The organism is Bradyrhizobium yuanmingense (assembly GCF_025200905.1).
Classification (GTDB): Bacteria; Pseudomonadota; Alphaproteobacteria; order Rhizobiales; family Xanthobacteraceae; genus Bradyrhizobium; species Bradyrhizobium yuanmingense.
This window is the reverse complement of the sequence record NZ_CP104173.1, coordinates 1,862,812-1,877,603: the sequence shown is the minus strand read 5'-3', so window position 1 is coordinate 1,877,603 and position 14,792 is coordinate 1,862,812. Positions and strand designations below refer to the sequence as shown.

Sequence of the window (14,792 nt, the reverse complement as noted above, 5' to 3'; positions counted from 1 at the left end):
CGCCCAGCGACTTCTCGGAGGAACGTCGGAATGCTTGGTTTGATGCAAGATTGGCCCCTGCTCTGCCACCGGATCATCGAACACGCCGCCAGGATTCATGGCAAGCAGGAGGTGGTCACACGCTCGGTCGAGGGACCGATCCATCGCACCAACTACGCCGAGATCCACAAGCGCGCGCTCAAGGTCTCGCAGAGGCTGGAGCGCGACGGCATCAAGCTCGGCGATCGCGTCGCAACGATCGCCTGGAACACCTGGCGTCATCTGGAGGTCTGGTACGGCATCATGGGGATCGGCGCCATCTGCCATACCGTCAATCCGCGCCTTTTCCCCGAACAGATCGCCTGGATCATCAATCATGCGCAGGATCGCGTCGTGATGACCGATCTCACCTTCATTCCGATCCTGGAGAAGATCGCGGACAAGTTGCCCAGCGTGGAGCGCTACATCGTGCTCACCGACAAGGCTCACATGCCGGAGACCACGCTGAAGAACGCGGTCGCCTACGAGGACTGGATTGCGCAGGCCGACGGCAAATTCAAATGGAAGGACTTTGACGAGAACACGGCGGCGGCGATGTGCTACACCTCCGGCACAACCGGCGATCCCAAGGGTGTGCTGTATTCGCATCGCTCCAACGTGCTGCACGCGCTGATGGCCAACAACGTCGACGCGCTCGGCACCAGTGCGTCCGAGACAATGCTGCCGGTGGTTCCGCTGTTCCATGCCAACAGCTGGGGCATCGCCTTCTCCGCGCCCTCGCAGGGCACCAAGCTGGTGATGCCGGGCGCCAAGCTCGACGGCGCCTCGGTCTACGAACTGCTCTCGACCGAGAAGGTGACGCACACCGCCGGCGTGCCGACGGTGTGGCTGATGCTGCTCCAGCACATGACGGCCAACAATCTCAAACTGCCGGATCTGAAGATGGTGATCTGCGGCGGCTCGGCGATGCCGCGCTCGATGATCAAGGCCTTCCTCGACATGGGTTCGAACGTCCGCCACGCCTGGGGCATGACCGAGATGAGCCCGATCGGAACCGTCGCGGCGCTGAAGCCGCCGTTCCAGAATGCGACCGGCGATGCCAGGCTCGACGTGCTGCAGATGCAGGGTTATGCGCCGTTCGCCGTGCAGATGAAGATCACCGACGATGCCGGCAAGGAGCTGCCCTGGGACGGCAAGACCTTTGGCCGCCTCAAGGTCTCCGGGCCCGCCGTCGCCAAGGCCTATTACCGCGTCGATAGCAACATCCTCGACGAGGACGGCTTCTTCGACACCGGCGACGTCTCGACCATCGACGAGGACGGCTATATGCGGATCACCGACCGCTCCAAGGATGTGATCAAGTCCGGCGGCGAGTGGATCTCCTCGATCGACCTCGAAAACCTCGCGGTGGGCCACCCCGCCGTGGCGGAAGCCGCCGTGATCGGCGTGTTCCACCCCAAATGGGACGAGCGGCCGCTGCTGATCGTGCAGCTCAAGCAGGGCCAGCAGGCCACGCGCGAGGACATCCTGAAGTTCATGGAGGGCAAGATCGCCAAATGGTGGATGCCCGACGACGTCGCTTTCGTCGACGGCATTCCGCACACCGCCACCGGCAAGATCCTGAAGACGGCGCTGCGCGACCAGTTTAAGGATTACCGGTTCCCGAACGCGGCGGCGTGACGGGCTGGGTGCGCCCCTCCTTGGAGGGGCGTCAGCGTCCGACTTGTTGAAGCCTCCACGACGTCATGGCCGGGCTTGTCCCGGCCATCCACGCCTTGCCCCACGGTGCGGTGAACGTGGATGGCCGGGACAAGCCCGGGCATGACGGCTTGGGCGTAGCCGGAACCCTTGAATTTGCTCCCGCGCCGTGGTCTCAACTGCGCATCGTCGCGCCAAATCGGCCGGCATCGCCAACCCCGGCAGAGCTCACCCGATGGCCCGCAGGTTTTCCGCTCCCTACCAGTCGGAGCCCGTGTCCAGCCTCGCGAGCTGGGCGCGCAATCTGGCCGTGTTCGCGGTTCTGGCGGTGGTGGTGTCGATCATCGTCGTCCGTTTCGATTTCCTGGAGCCCAAGCCGGCGCTGGCGACGTTCATCGGCGGGCTCGCGATCGCCGGCCTCTCGATCCTGTTCGGGCTCGCCGGCTTTGCCGCAATCTGGCAGAACGGCTCGCGCGGCATGGCGCGCATCCTGCTCGCCTTCCTGATCGACGGGGCGATCCTCGCCTATCCCGCCTATCTGGCCTTTCAATATCGCAAGCTGCCGTCGATCTACGACATCACCACCAATCCGATTGATCCGCCGCGCTTCGATGCGCTGGCGCGCCTGCGCACCGGCGAGGGCACCAACACCGCGGTCTATGCCGGCCTCTATTCGGCGGAGCAGCAGCGCCATTTCTATCCCGAGATCGAGCCCGTCGAGCTCGAGATCTCGGCCGACCGCGCCTATGCGATCGCGCTTCAGCTCGTCCACAAGCGCAAATGGATCGTGATCGACGAGCGCGCACCGCAGCCGCCGCGCCGCATCGGCCGCATCGAGGCGGTGGCGCGCACGCCGATCATGGGTTTCCGCGAGGACGTTTCGATCAGGGTCGTGCCGGATGGCGATGATTCCCGCGTCGATATCCGCTCTGCGTCGCGCAATTTCGACAGCGACCTCGGCAGCAACGCCGCACGCGTCAAGACATTCATCGACGACCTCAACACCGCCGCCGACGCCGATGCACTCAAGCCGGTGAAGAAGACGCCGGTGACGCCGCCCAAGGCGCCGGCGAAGACGGTGAAGAAGTGACTTGGCGAAAGGGGAGTAGCGAATAGCGAATGGAGCCGCCCATTCGCTATTCCCCATTCGCTATTCGCCCCTAGGCCATCCGATAGGTCCCGCCGATCACGGGATCGCCATCCGTCGCCACCACGCCGCGGGCGACCAGATCTTCCAGATGCGCCAGCACGGAATAGCCGGCAGCTGTCGTCAGGCGCGGATCGATACCGATATAGATCGCGCGGACCATGGTCGGGATGTCGGTCTCGCCCTTGGCGAGGCGGTGCAGGATCGAGGCCTCGCGTGCCTTGCGGTGGCGGATCAGGAAGCGCACGAAGCGCTGGCCCTCGGGAATCTCGGGGCCATGGCCCGAGAAATAGAGATCCTCCTCGCGGGTGGCGAGCCGGTCGAGCGAATCCATGTAGTCGATCATCGAGCCGTCCGGCGGCGCCACGATCGAGGTCGACCAGCCCATCACGTGATCGCCGACGAAGTTGAACTTCCGCTCCGGCCAGGCGAATGCCAGATGGTTGGCCGTGTGGCCGGGCGTCGCGACGGCTTCGAGCCGCCAGCCGTCACCTTCCACGACGTCGCCGTGCACGAGATTGACGTCCGGGGCAAAATCGCGGTCGGCGCCGGATTCCGGATTGTGCTTCTCGCTCTCGAATCGCGGCCGCGAGGCGCGATGCGGGCCTTCGGCATAGACCGGCGCCGCCGTCGCCTGCTTGATCCGCGCGGTGTTCGGCGAATGGTCGCGATGGGTGTGGGTGACGAAGATGTGCGTCACGGTCTCGCCGCGCACGGCATCGAGCAGCGCCGCCGCATGCGCCGCATCGTCTGGACCGGGATCGATGATCGCGACATTGCCCTTGCCGACGATGTAGCTGACCGTGCCCGTGAAGGTGAACGGGCTCGGATTGTTGCAGAGCACGCGCCGCACGCCGGGGCGGACCTCCTCGACGATGCCGGGCTTCAGCGGAAAGTTGCGGTTGAACGGGACGTCGTCGTTGTCGGACATGGGACTTCCTGTGCCACACTCTCTGCCGTCATACCCCGCGAAGGCGGGGTATCCAGTACGCCGCAGCGCCAGTGACAAAAGCGAAGTCTCTGGGATACTGGATCGCCCGCCTGCGCGGGCGATGACAGTTGAGCAAGCTAGCCGCGGCGGAAAAACATAGTGACTAGAAAAACGCCTGAATGCCCGTGATCGCGCGGCCCAGGATCAGGGCGTGGACGTCGTGGGTGCCCTCGTAGGTGTTGACCGTCTCGAGGTTATGGACGTGGCGCATCACGTGATACTCGATCGAGATGCCGTTGCCGCCGTGCATGTCGCGGGCGGTGCGGGCGATGTCGAGGGCCTTGCCGCAATTGTTGCGCTTGATGATCGAGATCATCTCGGGCGCGAACTTGCCCTCGTCCATCAGGCGGCCGACGCGAAGCGAGCCCTGCAGGCCGAGCGCGATCTCGGTCTCCATGTCGGCGAGCTTCTTCTGCACCAGCTGGGTCGCGGCGAGCGGCTTGCCGAACTGCTTGCGGTCGAGCGTGTATTGACGGGCGCGGTGCATGCAGTCCTCGGCGGCGCCAAGCGCACCCCAGGAGATGCCGTAGCGGGCGCGGTTGAGGCAGCCGAACGGGCCCTTGAGGCCGGAGACGTTGGGCAGCAGGGCGTCCTCCGGGACCACGACGCCGTCCATCACGACCTCGCCGGTGATGGAGGCGCGCAGCGAGAGCTTGCCGCCGATCTTCGGCGCGGACAGGCCCTTCATGCCCTTCTCCAGCACGAAGCCGCGGATCTGGTTGTCGTGCGCGGCCGACTTGGCCCAGACCACGAAGACGTCGGCGATCGGCGCGTTCGAGATCCACATCTTGCTGCCGGTAAGGCGATAGCCGTCCGACACCTTCTCGGCGCGGGTCTTCATGCCGGCCGGATCGGAGCCGGCATCGGGCTCGGTCAGGCCGAAGCAGCCGACCCACTCGCCGCTGGCGAGCTTGGGCAGGTACTTCTTGCGCTGGTTCTCATCGCCATAGGCGTAGATCGGGTACATCACCAGCGAGGACTGCACCGAGTTCATCGAGCGATAGCCGGAATCGACCCGCTCGATCTCGCGCGCGACGAGGCCATAGGCGACGTAGCTCGCATTGGCGCAGCCATATTCTTCCGGCAGCGTGATGCCGATCAGGCCGAGCTCGCCCATCTCGTTGAAGATCTCGCGGTCGGTCTTCTCCTCGAGATAGGCCTTGGAGACGCGCGGCAGCAGCTTGTCCTGCGCATAGGCGCGGGCGGTGTCGCGAACCATGCGCTCGTCTTCGGTGAGCTGCTCGTCGAGCAGGAACGGATCGTCCCACTGGAAAGAAGCCGCAGCCGGCTTGTCCTTGGCCTGAGGGCGCACGCTCATGAAACGTCCTTTCGCGTCTGGTTCCGTCGATAATTGCCCGACAAAGTAAAGCGCCGCGGCAACAAGTTCAATTGCATCCTGGCTTGGTCGTTCCGGGGTGGCGCTTTCAGCGCGACCGGGAGAAAGACAATGCGTGTCAGCTTTCGAGCTGCTCGTTGGCGACGATCTCGATGCCGAAGCCCGATAGGCCCTTGTAGTCGTGCACCGACGAGGTGAGATGCCGGATCGAAGTCACGCCGAGGTCGCGCAGGATCTGCGCGCCGACGCCGACCTCGCGCCACTGGCGGTTGCGGTCGGCCTCCGTCGACGTCTCGTCCGGCAGCGGCGAAACGGGCACGCCGGCCGCGCCGTCGCGCAGGTAGACCAGCACGCCGCGGCCGGTCTTCTTGAAATGCTCGAGCACGGCGGCCATGCGCTTGTGGCCGGTGAAGGTGTCCTTGACGATGTTCGGCTTGTGAAAGCGCGTCAGCACGTTCTTGCCGTCGCCGACCCCGTTATAGACGAAGGCGACGTGGGCGATGGAATCGAACGGCGAGCGGTAGGCATAGCCCTGCAAGGGACCGATCGGGCTGTCGGTGACGAAGGTCGAGACCCGCTCGATCAGCTTCTCGCGCGCCTGGCGGTAGGCGATCATGTCCGCGATGGTGACGTGCTTGAGCTTGTGCCTGACCGCGAATTGCGCGACCTGCTCGCCCTTCATCACACTGCCGTCGTCGTTCATGAGCTCGCTGATGACGCCGACCGGCGGCAGGCCGGAAAGCTTGCAGAGGTCGACCGCGGCCTCGGTGTGGCCGGAGCGAAGCAGCACGCCGCCGTCCTTGGCGATCAGCGGGAAGATGTGGCCGGGCCGGGCGAAGTCGTTGGCGCCGACATTGGGATTGGCGAGCGCGCGGCAGCACGAGGCGCGCTCCTCGGCGGAGATGCCGGTGCCGCCGTCGGGCTTGTAGTCGATCGAGACCGTGAACGCGGTGGTGTGCGCGGAATCGTTGTGGGCGACCATCGGATCGAGCCGCAGCCGGCGCGCGTCCTCGGTCGTCACGGGCGCACAGACGATGCCGGAGGTATGGCGGATGATGAAGGCCATCTTCTCGGCGGTGCACAGCGAGGCGGCGACGATCAGATCGCCCTCGCCCTCGCGGTCCTCGTCGTCGGTGACGACCACGAGCTCACCCCGAGCAAAGGCCTGCAAGACTTCCTGAACGCTATCGGGCATTTCCCAATCTCTATCGGTTATGGCCGGGAGGCTTAGCCGGACTTGGGTCGGGGCGCTAGTCTCCCCAGCGCAACCACATATGTCCGAGGGCGGGCCTGCCGATGGGTTTCAGGCTTGCACCGGGCATACCAGCGATATAGGCGCAGATTGCCCGCAAGGAAGGCGGGCAAGGAAGGCGGCCCGACGCCATCAGGGCAGCACCTCGCGGCGCTCGCCGAGGCGCTGATCGAGCTCGGCGCGCTTGTCCGCGAGCAGGCCGGCCTGGGCGGCTTCGATCACGGTAAACAGCTCATGTGCATCGCTGAGCCGGGTCACGGTGACATAGCTGGCGCCGGCCTCGTAGAGCGCGCCGACGTCGGCCAACAGGTCGGCCGTGGCGACGATCAGGGCGGTCGGATTGAGCGCGCGGACGTGACGGACCAGCTTCTCGTTGGTGGCGCCCTTCAGCAGCGAATCCGGCACGCTGAGGATGATCATCTCGGACTTGCCGACGCCGGCATGGAGCAGCGTGTCGGCGCTGCTGATGTCGCCATAGATCACGTGCAGACCACGTGAAAGCAGGGTCTGGTACACATTGGGGTTGAAATCGACCACGGTGATCTGCTCCAGCAGCACCGGTGCCTGCCGTTCGATCTCGGCCAGCAGCGCACTCGCCGCACGGAAAAAGCCGAGGATGACGATGCGGCGGGCCTCGCCATGGCCGCCCCCGTGGCCCTCCTCGGCATGGCCGTTGCCATGGTCGAGATCGCGCAGGCCGATCCGCTTCAAGGGGCCGATCGCCCAACGGGTGATCTCGTCGCTGCGGGTCATCACGAAGGTCGAGAGCACCGCCAGCACCACGAAGGCGAACGAAGCCGCATTCGCCGTCTCGGCTGCGATGTGGCGGTCCGCGACGCCGGTCTGGATCACGACCAGCGAGAACTCGGAGATTTGCGCGAGGTTGAGCGCCGGCAACAGGCTGGCGCGCAGGCCCTGCTTCATCAGATAGAGCGGGGTGAAGGTGGTGACGAGGCGGCTCACCACCGTGAACGCCGCGATCATCAAGGCGAGGCTGATCACCGAGAGGCCGGGCACGGGAATGGTCATGCCGAGCGCGACGAAGAACAGCGTGATGAAGAAGTCGCGCAACGTGGTGACCTTGGCGGTGACATCGAGCGCATAGGGGAAGGTCGAGAGCGAGACGCCGGCGATCAGCGCACCCATCTCGCGCGACAGCGACAGTTGATAGGCGGTCTCGGCGACGAGAAAGCACCAGGCGAGCGCACCGAGCAGGATCAGCTCGGGCCGCCGGGCGATCTGGTGGAACACGCGCGGCAGCACGTAGCGGCTGACCAGAAGCGCGGCCGTGACCAGCACCGCGACGCGGCCGATCGAGAGCAGGATGACGCTGACCTGCAGATTGGCGAGACTCGGCTGCACCGCCAGGAACAGGATGGCAAAGATGTCCTGGAGCACCAGCACGCCGAGCGTGATGCGGCCCGGCAGCGTATCGAGCTCGCGCTTCTCGTAGAGCACCTTGACGATGATGACCGTGCTCGACAGCGCGCAGGCGACGCAGAGATAGACCGCATCGAAATGCCCACCGCCGAGCGACAGGCCGATGCCGACGAAGAACAGAAGCCCGAGCAGACAGCCGCCCAGCAGCTGGCTGCCCGCCGCGAACAGGATCACCCGCCCGGCCCGAACGATCTTCTTCAGGTCGATCTCGAGCCCGATCATGAACAGCATGAAGATCAGGCCAAGCTCGGAGATGACGCTGATCGATTCCTGCGAATGGACCCAGCCGGCGCCGAATGGACCTATGCAGAAGCCGGCGATAAGGTAGGCCAGGATCAGCGGTTGCCGGGAGAAATGGGCGAGAAGCCCCAGCATCCAGGCGAACAGAATAGAGAGTGTGATATCGCGAATGAGCTCATGCATGCCAAATTGGTCCGTTTTGCCGCACCCTAGAGGTGGGTTGCGGTGCGGCAAGCGAGCAATTCGTCACATGCGGAATGGGCTCTTCGCAGCCATGCTGCTCGCTCCCCTCGCCTTTGCCGTGCCCGCCGCCGCGCAATCCAAGGTCAGTATCGAACAAAACTTTGCCGATTCGCTCACCACGCCGCTGAAGGAGGACCTCGCCGTATCCGGCGGTTTCTACGTGCCCGCCTATTCCAGCGTCGCGATGAGCCAGGGCAAGCTGCGTGTCGACTTCTCGGTGACGCTGAGCGTACACAACGCCTCCGAGACCCAGCCGCTGGTCATCAAACGCATCGCCTATTTCGACACCGCAGGCAAGCAGGTCGAGAGCTATCTGAAGACGCCGGTGGCGTTGAGGCCGCTCGCCACCGTCTCGATCTTCATTCCGACCGACGACGTGCGCGGCGGGACCGGCGCCAATTTTCTGGTCGACTGGGCCGCCACGGGCGAGATCGCAGAACCCGTGGTCGAAGCCTTAATGGTTGGCGGCATCGCCAACACGCATTACGCTTTCATCAGTCAGGGCCGTCCGACCAGGACGGCCGGCAAGAAGTAAGGCGGCCGGTGCAAAGCCGACGCTCAACAAGAACAAAACGAGGAACGCTCCCATGACGTCCAGCTTCGATTTCGCGCCCCTGTTTCCAGCAGGGCTGCCGGCCCCGTCTGCGCGCTGGACGGGCCTTGCCAAATACAGCTTCGTCGGCGGCAACAACGATTCCGAACAGGTGCCGCTCGACGAGCTGATCGAAGCGGCCGACACGGTGCTGCGGCGCGAGGGCCGCTCGCTCGCCACCTACGGTCTGGCGCATGGTCCGCAGGGCTACCTGCCGTTGCGCGAATTCCTGGTGACGAAACTCAAGCGCGACGCCGGCATCAGCTGCACGGTCGACGACCTCCTGATCGTCTCCGGCTCGCTGCAGGCACTCGACCTCGTCAACGCCACCCTATTGACGCGCGGCGACACCGTGATTTTCGAGCAGGAGAGCTATCAGGGCTCCCTGACACGGCTGGCGCGGCTCGGCGTCAACGTCGTCGGCATTCCCCTCGACCAAGACGGCATGCGCATGGATCTGCTGGCCTCCGCGCTGGCCGACCTGAAGCGCCGCGGCATCCGGCCGAAATACATCTACACCATCCCGACGGTGCAGAATCCGACCGGCAGCATCATGCCCGAGAGCCGCCGCACCGAGCTGGTGCGGCTCGCGACCGAATATGGCGTGCCCATCTTCGAGGACGATTGCTATGCCGACCTCATCTGGTCGGGGCAGCGGCCGCCCGCGATCTACGCGATGAGCGAGAGCGGCGGCGTGATTCATATCGGCTCGTTCTCCAAGTCGATCGCGCCGGCGCTGCGCGTCGGCTTCGTCGTGGCGCCCTGGGAGGTGATGTCGCGGATGCTGGCGCTGAAGACGGATGCTGGCTCCGGTGCGCTGGAGCAGATGGTGCTCGCCACCTATTGCAAGCCGCATTTTTCAACTCACGTGCCGGCCCTGACCAAGGCGCTGCGCACCAAGCTCGACACGCTCATGGAAGCGCTCAACGAGCAGTTCGGGACCGCCGCTGAGTTCGAGGAGCCCAAGGGCGGCATCTTCCTTTGGGTGAAGCTGCCCGACCAGGTCGATACGCTGAAGCTGTATCAGGCCGCGCTCGCCGCCGGCGTCTCGATCAATCCGGGGCCGGAATGGTCGACCAGCAAGGGCCATTCCGCTTCGCGGCTGCGGCTGTGCTTTGCCAGCCCCACGCACCAGCAGATCCGCGATGGCGTCGCCGTGCTAGCCGAAGTCTGCCGCAAGGAGTTTGGCGTGCCAGCCCGCAGCGCCAATGTGGAGAAGCGAGCCTGAGGCCCAGTCCGGACGTCTCCTCACGCCGCCTGTGGCTGACTGCCGTGAATCGCGGAAGCCAGCCGCAGCAACAGGACGATGGAGACGTTGCCTTTGCCGGCCTCGATCTGGGCGATGTAGCGCTCGGAAATCCCCGAGCGCCGGGCGAGCTCCCGGCGCGACAGATCGCAGCGCATGCGTGAGGACCGCAACCGATCGCCCAGCTCGCTCAGAAACGCGGCCTCGGAATAAGGCGGTACGGCACAGCTCCCCGGCAGTACTTCGCCCGCAAAATCCATGACTTGATTCAGCATTGCTCTATCCACGTTCGCCTTCGGGAAACGCCATCTTATCTTCGAACCGCCCCGCCTCATTGACGCGGATCAAATTCGCGGGCGATCGGCAGCCGCCGTGGCAGGGCCGCGCGCGGGATGCTAAACTTTGGAATTGTTCGAGGCGGGGTTTTTCAGGACATGATGCGTTGTTCGGGCCGCTGGATCGCGGCTGCGGTGCTGTGGGTCGCGTTCACCCCCACGGCTGGTGCCGAGACGCTGGCCGTGACCGTGGAGCAATGGGGCCTGCTCGGCTCCTGGGCGGTCGATTGCTCGGGTAGGCCCGACCGCGACCAGGGCGCGCGCTTGACTTACGAAATCCGGAAAGACGGCCGTGTGATGTACCGGCGCGATTTCGGCGAGGCCAGGGACGAGAACGAGGTGGTGTCCGCCACGGTCAATGCCGAGGGCCTGCTCAATGTCATGGTGTACTTCCCCTCGCTGCATCAGGCCCGCGAGTTCGGGTTGCTGTTGCAGAAGGACGGCAGCCTGCGCGCGATCTACAATCGCAGCGAGCGCGGCGAGTACACGATCAGGAACGGCAAATACGTCGCCAGCGGTGCGCCGACGCCCGCGCAGCAGCGCTGCGACTAGCACGCCTTCGTCTGAACATCCGTTCAGAATTCTCTTCCCGCTCCTCCGGAACGTTCGCGCAAATCTGCGGTTTAGATGTGCATTCGTTTGGAGGAGGACATCATGAAGAAGCTTGGTTATGTGGTTGCGGCTCTCGGTGCGCTCGTGATCGCGGCGCCAACGCTCGCAAGTGCGGAGACGGTGGTGATCAAGCGCAGCGGCGGTTATCATCATCATCACCACGGCCCGTACGGCGCCCGCGCCGAATTCCGCGGACATCGTCATCATGGCTGGCATCGCCACCATCGCGGCGACAAGGTCGTCGTGATCAAGCGCAGCCATCGCCATCACCACTGGGACTAATGCGCAACGCGACAAGGAAATGGCCCCTCACGGGGCTATTTCTATTGTGTTCTTTTCCTTCTTCCCTTGTGGGAGAAGGTGGCATAGGCGGCCTTCGGCCGCCGTTCTTGAGAACGCCGATAATGCGCATCGGCTATTGCGCCGGATGCGGGGTTGCGTCAGCAAGTCCGAAAGTGAAAGACTCATGCGCGGAGAGAGACCCCTCACCCGTCTCGCCGCTTTGCGGCGAGCCACCCTCTCCCACAGGGGGAGAGGGTAAAGAGCGCCTAATCCCACGCCGGCGCGAAGCCTGGATTGACGCAGCGTCTGTCCTTCGCCAGCGCGGCGATCTTCTCGCGATCGGCATCGTCGAGCGTGATCTTCAGCGCGTCGAGATTGGCCTGCTGGCTCTCGCGACGCGAGGCCTTGGGGATCGCGGCGACGCCGTCCTGGTCGAGCAGCCATTTCAACGCGACCTGCGCCGCGGTGGCATTGTGCCCGGCGCCGATGTCGGCCAGCACCGGATCGCTCGCGAAACGCCCTTGCGCCAGCGGACAATAGGCAACCAGCGGAATCGACCGCGGCTGGAGATAGGCCAGCACCTTCGATTGATCGAGCATGGCGTGATATTCGACCTGGTTGCAGGCGATCGGCGCCTTGATCTCCTCGACCGCGACCTTGAGCAGCGCGGTGGTGAAATTGGCAACGCCGATGGCGCGCGTGCGCCCCTCCTCCTTGAGCGTCATCAGCGTTTCGAACACCGCCCCCCAGTTCGCGGCCTTCGACGGCCAATGCACGAGATAAAGGTCGACATGGTCGAGCCGGAGCTTCCTAAGGCTGGCGTCGAAAGCGCGGCGGATCGCATCGGAGCTGAGGTTCTCGTGCCAGACTTTCGTGGTGACGTGCAACTCGCCACGCGACACGCCGGACGCGGCGATGGCCGCGCCGATCGCCTCCTCGTTGGCGTACATCTCGGCGGTATCGATGTGGCGATAGCCGATCGAAAGCGCGCTCTCGACCGCGGCACGGCAGGCATCGCCCTGCATGCGGAAGGTGCCGAGGCCGAGCTTGGGCATGCTGATGCCCTGGGTTTTCAGATGATCCATGCAACAGGCTCCTGAGCAATTCAGCCCACCGGATCGCGCGGCGATGCCGCGTGAGCAGACTTTTCGGTGATGGAAAAGAAGTGGCGGGACCCCTCACCCTAGCGCGGGAGGAGCAAAGCGGCCAATCAAGATCGGGTTAGCAACCTCACCAATGCTGCGCCACCAGCGACGGATGCACCTGCGGCTGCGGCACGATGTCGACCGACCAGAGGTCGCGATTGTCGACGTCCTTCAGGGTCACCGTCATCACGCCGCTGTGGCCATCGATGTCGACCCGCCCGAAGAACTGCAAGCCGAAGCAGGGCGCGAGATTCTCGCCTTGCGCAGCGCTGCAGCCATGCTGGTACATCGCGACCGGGCCGAAGGTGTCGTCGAGCTCGCCCGGTCCCCAGCTGCCGGCATGCAGCGGGCCGGAGACGAACTCCCAGAACGGCTCGAAATCCTTAAATTGCGCCTTCTTCGGATCGTAGTAGTGCGCGGCGGTGTAATGCATGTCGGCGGTGAGCCAGACGATGTTGCGGATACCGGCGCGCGTGATGAATGCGAGCAGATCGGCGATCTCGTGCTCACGCCGGTCGGGCGGCCCATCGCCGAGCGCAACGGCATCCAGGCTGATCAGGCCAATCGGCAAGTCGGCCGCGATCACCTTCCAGGTCGCGCGCGAAGCGGCGAGCTCGCGCTTGAGCCAGGCGAGCTGCTCGGCGCCCAGGATCCAGCCGCGGTGATCATCGCCCTTGTTCCAGCTCTCGTCGCGGTAGCTGCGCATGTCGATCATGAAGACGTCGAGCAGCGGGCCATAGGCGATCTTGCGATAGACGCGGCCGTGCCGCGCGCCGATGTCGCGGATTGGCATGAAGTCGAAGAAGGCCCGGCGGGCTCGCGCGACCAGGCGCGGGGTGCCGTCGTCCTCGTGTCCGGTCTCGTCATAGGTCCCGATCGGCGACCAGTCGTTGGTCACCTCGTGATCGTCCCACTGCGCGAACATCGGCACCTGCGCATGGAAGGCGCGGAAGTGCTCGTCGAGATGGTTGTATTTGTAGTTGCCGCGGAACTGCGCCAGGGTGTGCGCCACCTCCGATTTCTCTTCGGTGACGATGTTGCGCCAGGTCTCGCCGTTCGGCAGCTTCTGCTCGGAAGGGATCGTGCAGTCCGCGTAGATGTGATCGCCACAGTGGATGAAGAAATCCGGATTGTTGTCGAGCATGGTGCGATAGCTGCGATAGCCGCCGCGGGAGACGTCGATGCCCCAGCCCTGCCCCGCAGTATCCCCGGACCACAGGAACGAGATCGACTGGCGCGCTGCCGGCGCGGTGCGGAAATGCCCGACGCGGCTTCCACCGAGGAGACCGGTGGCGATGTCGTCGAAGCGGATGCGGTAGAAGATGTCTTGCCCAGGCGGCAGATCCGCCAGCAGGAGTTTTGCAGTGAGATCAGTGTCGGACAACGCATCGCCGGAAGCCGAGGCGATGACGGTCTTAAAGCTCTCGACCGTCGAGCATTCCACCTGCATCCGCGCCGGCCGGTCCGCACGCGCCCAGATCACCGCGGAGCCGCCGGAGACGTCGCCGGACTGGATGCCGCCTGTGATCTGCGGTCGATCGGCGGCGCGGCTCACATGAGGCTTCGCGAGCGAGGCGATGGCGAGACCGGAGGCGGAGCGGACCAGGAACTGCCGCCGGGTCCAGGCGCGCGAGGCGCGGAGCGTTGCCATTCAGGAGACCTTCGTCGAATCGCGACGGAAGGTGCCTGCGCTCCTTGACTGCCAGCTTACGGTTTCTTGACTCCGCGCCTACGGTTTTGCGACGCGGGGATGACGGCTGTGATCACCGCTTCCAGTTGCAGATGCCGCCAGAGCGGCATGGCCAGGTCTGGATGCGGGTGTCCATCGCCTGCGCATCGAGCGGGTTGCCGCGGCGTGCTAGCTTGGCGCGGGCCGCCCCGCGCGACGGTGCGCTTCTGGCATGCGCGCTCTTCGGCTCGGCCACACGAACACGTTCGGCGGCAACCTTCTTCGGCACATCGACCGGCTCAGCACGCGCCTGCGCTTCGTTCGCGCCACGCGCTTCGAGCGCGACCGGCGCGAAGTGCGTCTCCGGCCCGAGACGTTTCGGCGACAGCACCGCCTTGGAGAGATCGAGGCCGAGATATTCGCCGGGCTTGTAGTCGTCGGCGCGCGCAACACCGGCCCCTGCGACCACAAGGGCAAAGGCAATTGCGAAGGGAACACTTTTCAGGACCACGGACGCCTCCTGAAATCGATTTATGAAACGGGCAATTTACCCCTATCTAGGAGGCGCCGCGCGTAATTCCAGCG

Annotated in this window: 14 protein-coding genes; 6 read left to right on the top strand and 8 right to left on the bottom strand. The window is 64.9% G+C overall.

Features of this window, described 5'->3' with window-relative positions; genetic code table 11:
* Positions 1 to 30: 30 nt before the first annotated feature.
* On the top strand, positions 31 to 1,659 hold the full coding sequence (locus tag N2605_RS08820) for a fatty-acid--CoA ligase (RefSeq protein ID WP_260346306.1): 1,629 nt from the start codon (positions 31 to 33) through the stop codon (positions 1,657 to 1,659).
* 253 nt (positions 1,660 to 1,912) lie between these two features.
* On the top strand, positions 1,913 to 2,767 hold the full coding sequence (locus N2605_RS08815) for a DUF1499 domain-containing protein (RefSeq protein WP_036004020.1): 855 nt from the start codon (positions 1,913 to 1,915) through the stop codon (positions 2,765 to 2,767).
* 70 nt (positions 2,768 to 2,837) lie between these two features.
* Here N2605_RS08815 and N2605_RS08810 read toward each other — a convergent pair whose 3' ends face one another.
* The 4 genes from N2605_RS08810 to N2605_RS08795 all read right to left on the bottom strand — a co-directional run bounded on the left by N2605_RS08810 (position 2,838) and on the right by N2605_RS08795 (position 8,266).
* Positions 2,838 to 3,755 (bottom strand): MBL fold metallo-hydrolase, encoded by a 918-nt coding sequence (locus N2605_RS08810; protein ID WP_260346305.1) that lies wholly within the window; start codon positions 3,753 to 3,755, stop codon positions 2,838 to 2,840.
* Between the two features lie 163 nt (positions 3,756 to 3,918).
* Complete coding sequence (locus N2605_RS08805; protein ID WP_260346303.1) at positions 3,919 to 5,133, bottom strand: acyl-CoA dehydrogenase; 1,215 nt, start codon at positions 5,131 to 5,133, stop codon at positions 3,919 to 3,921.
* 136 nt (positions 5,134 to 5,269) lie between these two features.
* Positions 5,270 to 6,346 (bottom strand): 3,4-dihydroxy-2-butanone-4-phosphate synthase, encoded by a 1,077-nt coding sequence (ribB, locus tag N2605_RS08800; RefSeq protein WP_036004011.1) that lies wholly within the window; start codon positions 6,344 to 6,346, stop codon positions 5,270 to 5,272.
* Positions 6,347 to 6,535: 189 nt separating this feature from the next.
* Positions 6,536 to 8,266, bottom strand: coding sequence for a cation:proton antiporter (locus tag N2605_RS08795; protein WP_036004008.1), 1,731 nt, complete (start codon positions 8,264 to 8,266; stop codon positions 6,536 to 6,538).
* 67 nt (positions 8,267 to 8,333) lie between these two features.
* On the opposite strand from N2605_RS08795, the gene N2605_RS08790 reads away from it, so the two are divergent.
* Together N2605_RS08790 and N2605_RS08785 are read left to right on the top strand one after the other, a co-directional pair.
* Complete coding sequence (locus N2605_RS08790) at positions 8,334 to 8,861, top strand: DUF3124 domain-containing protein (protein WP_036004005.1); 528 nt, start codon at positions 8,334 to 8,336, stop codon at positions 8,859 to 8,861.
* 52 nt (positions 8,862 to 8,913) lie between these two features.
* Positions 8,914 to 10,146, top strand: coding sequence for an aminotransferase-like domain-containing protein (locus N2605_RS08785; protein ID WP_036031027.1), 1,233 nt, complete (start codon positions 8,914 to 8,916; stop codon positions 10,144 to 10,146).
* 20 nt (positions 10,147 to 10,166) lie between these two features.
* On the opposite strand, the gene N2605_RS08780 is transcribed toward N2605_RS08785, so the two are convergent.
* Positions 10,167 to 10,439 carry a helix-turn-helix domain-containing protein gene (locus N2605_RS08780; protein WP_036031024.1) on the bottom strand — a complete coding sequence of 91 codons (273 nt, stop codon included), beginning with the start codon at positions 10,437 to 10,439 and terminating at the stop codon, positions 10,167 to 10,169.
* Between the two features lie 159 nt (positions 10,440 to 10,598).
* Here N2605_RS08780 and N2605_RS08775 point away from each other — a divergent pair, with 159 nt between their 5' ends.
* Both N2605_RS08775 and N2605_RS08770 read left to right on the top strand, forming a co-directional pair.
* Positions 10,599 to 11,051: a hypothetical protein gene (locus N2605_RS08775; RefSeq protein WP_074447526.1), complete on the top strand. Its 453-nt coding sequence runs from the start codon at positions 10,599 to 10,601 to the stop codon at positions 11,049 to 11,051.
* A 102-nt stretch (positions 11,052 to 11,153) separates the two neighbouring features.
* Entirely contained in the window at positions 11,154 to 11,393 is a 240-nt protein-coding gene (locus N2605_RS08770) for a hypothetical protein (RefSeq protein ID WP_036004024.1), read from the top strand.
* A gap of 266 nt (positions 11,394 to 11,659) precedes the next feature.
* Here N2605_RS08770 and N2605_RS08765 read toward each other — a convergent pair whose 3' ends face one another.
* The 3 genes from N2605_RS08765 to N2605_RS08755 form a co-directional block, all read right to left on the bottom strand.
* Positions 11,660 to 12,478 (bottom strand): aldo/keto reductase, encoded by an 819-nt coding sequence (locus N2605_RS08765; protein WP_260346302.1) that lies wholly within the window; start codon positions 12,476 to 12,478, stop codon positions 11,660 to 11,662.
* Positions 12,479 to 12,623: 145 nt separating this feature from the next.
* Positions 12,624 to 14,189 (bottom strand): alkaline phosphatase D family protein, encoded by a 1,566-nt coding sequence (locus N2605_RS08760; protein WP_260346301.1) that lies wholly within the window; start codon positions 14,187 to 14,189, stop codon positions 12,624 to 12,626.
* Between the two features lie 112 nt (positions 14,190 to 14,301).
* Positions 14,302 to 14,718: a hypothetical protein gene (locus N2605_RS08755; RefSeq protein ID WP_225127571.1), complete on the bottom strand. Its 417-nt coding sequence runs from the start codon at positions 14,716 to 14,718 to the stop codon at positions 14,302 to 14,304.
* Positions 14,719 to 14,792: the final 74 nt, after the last annotated feature.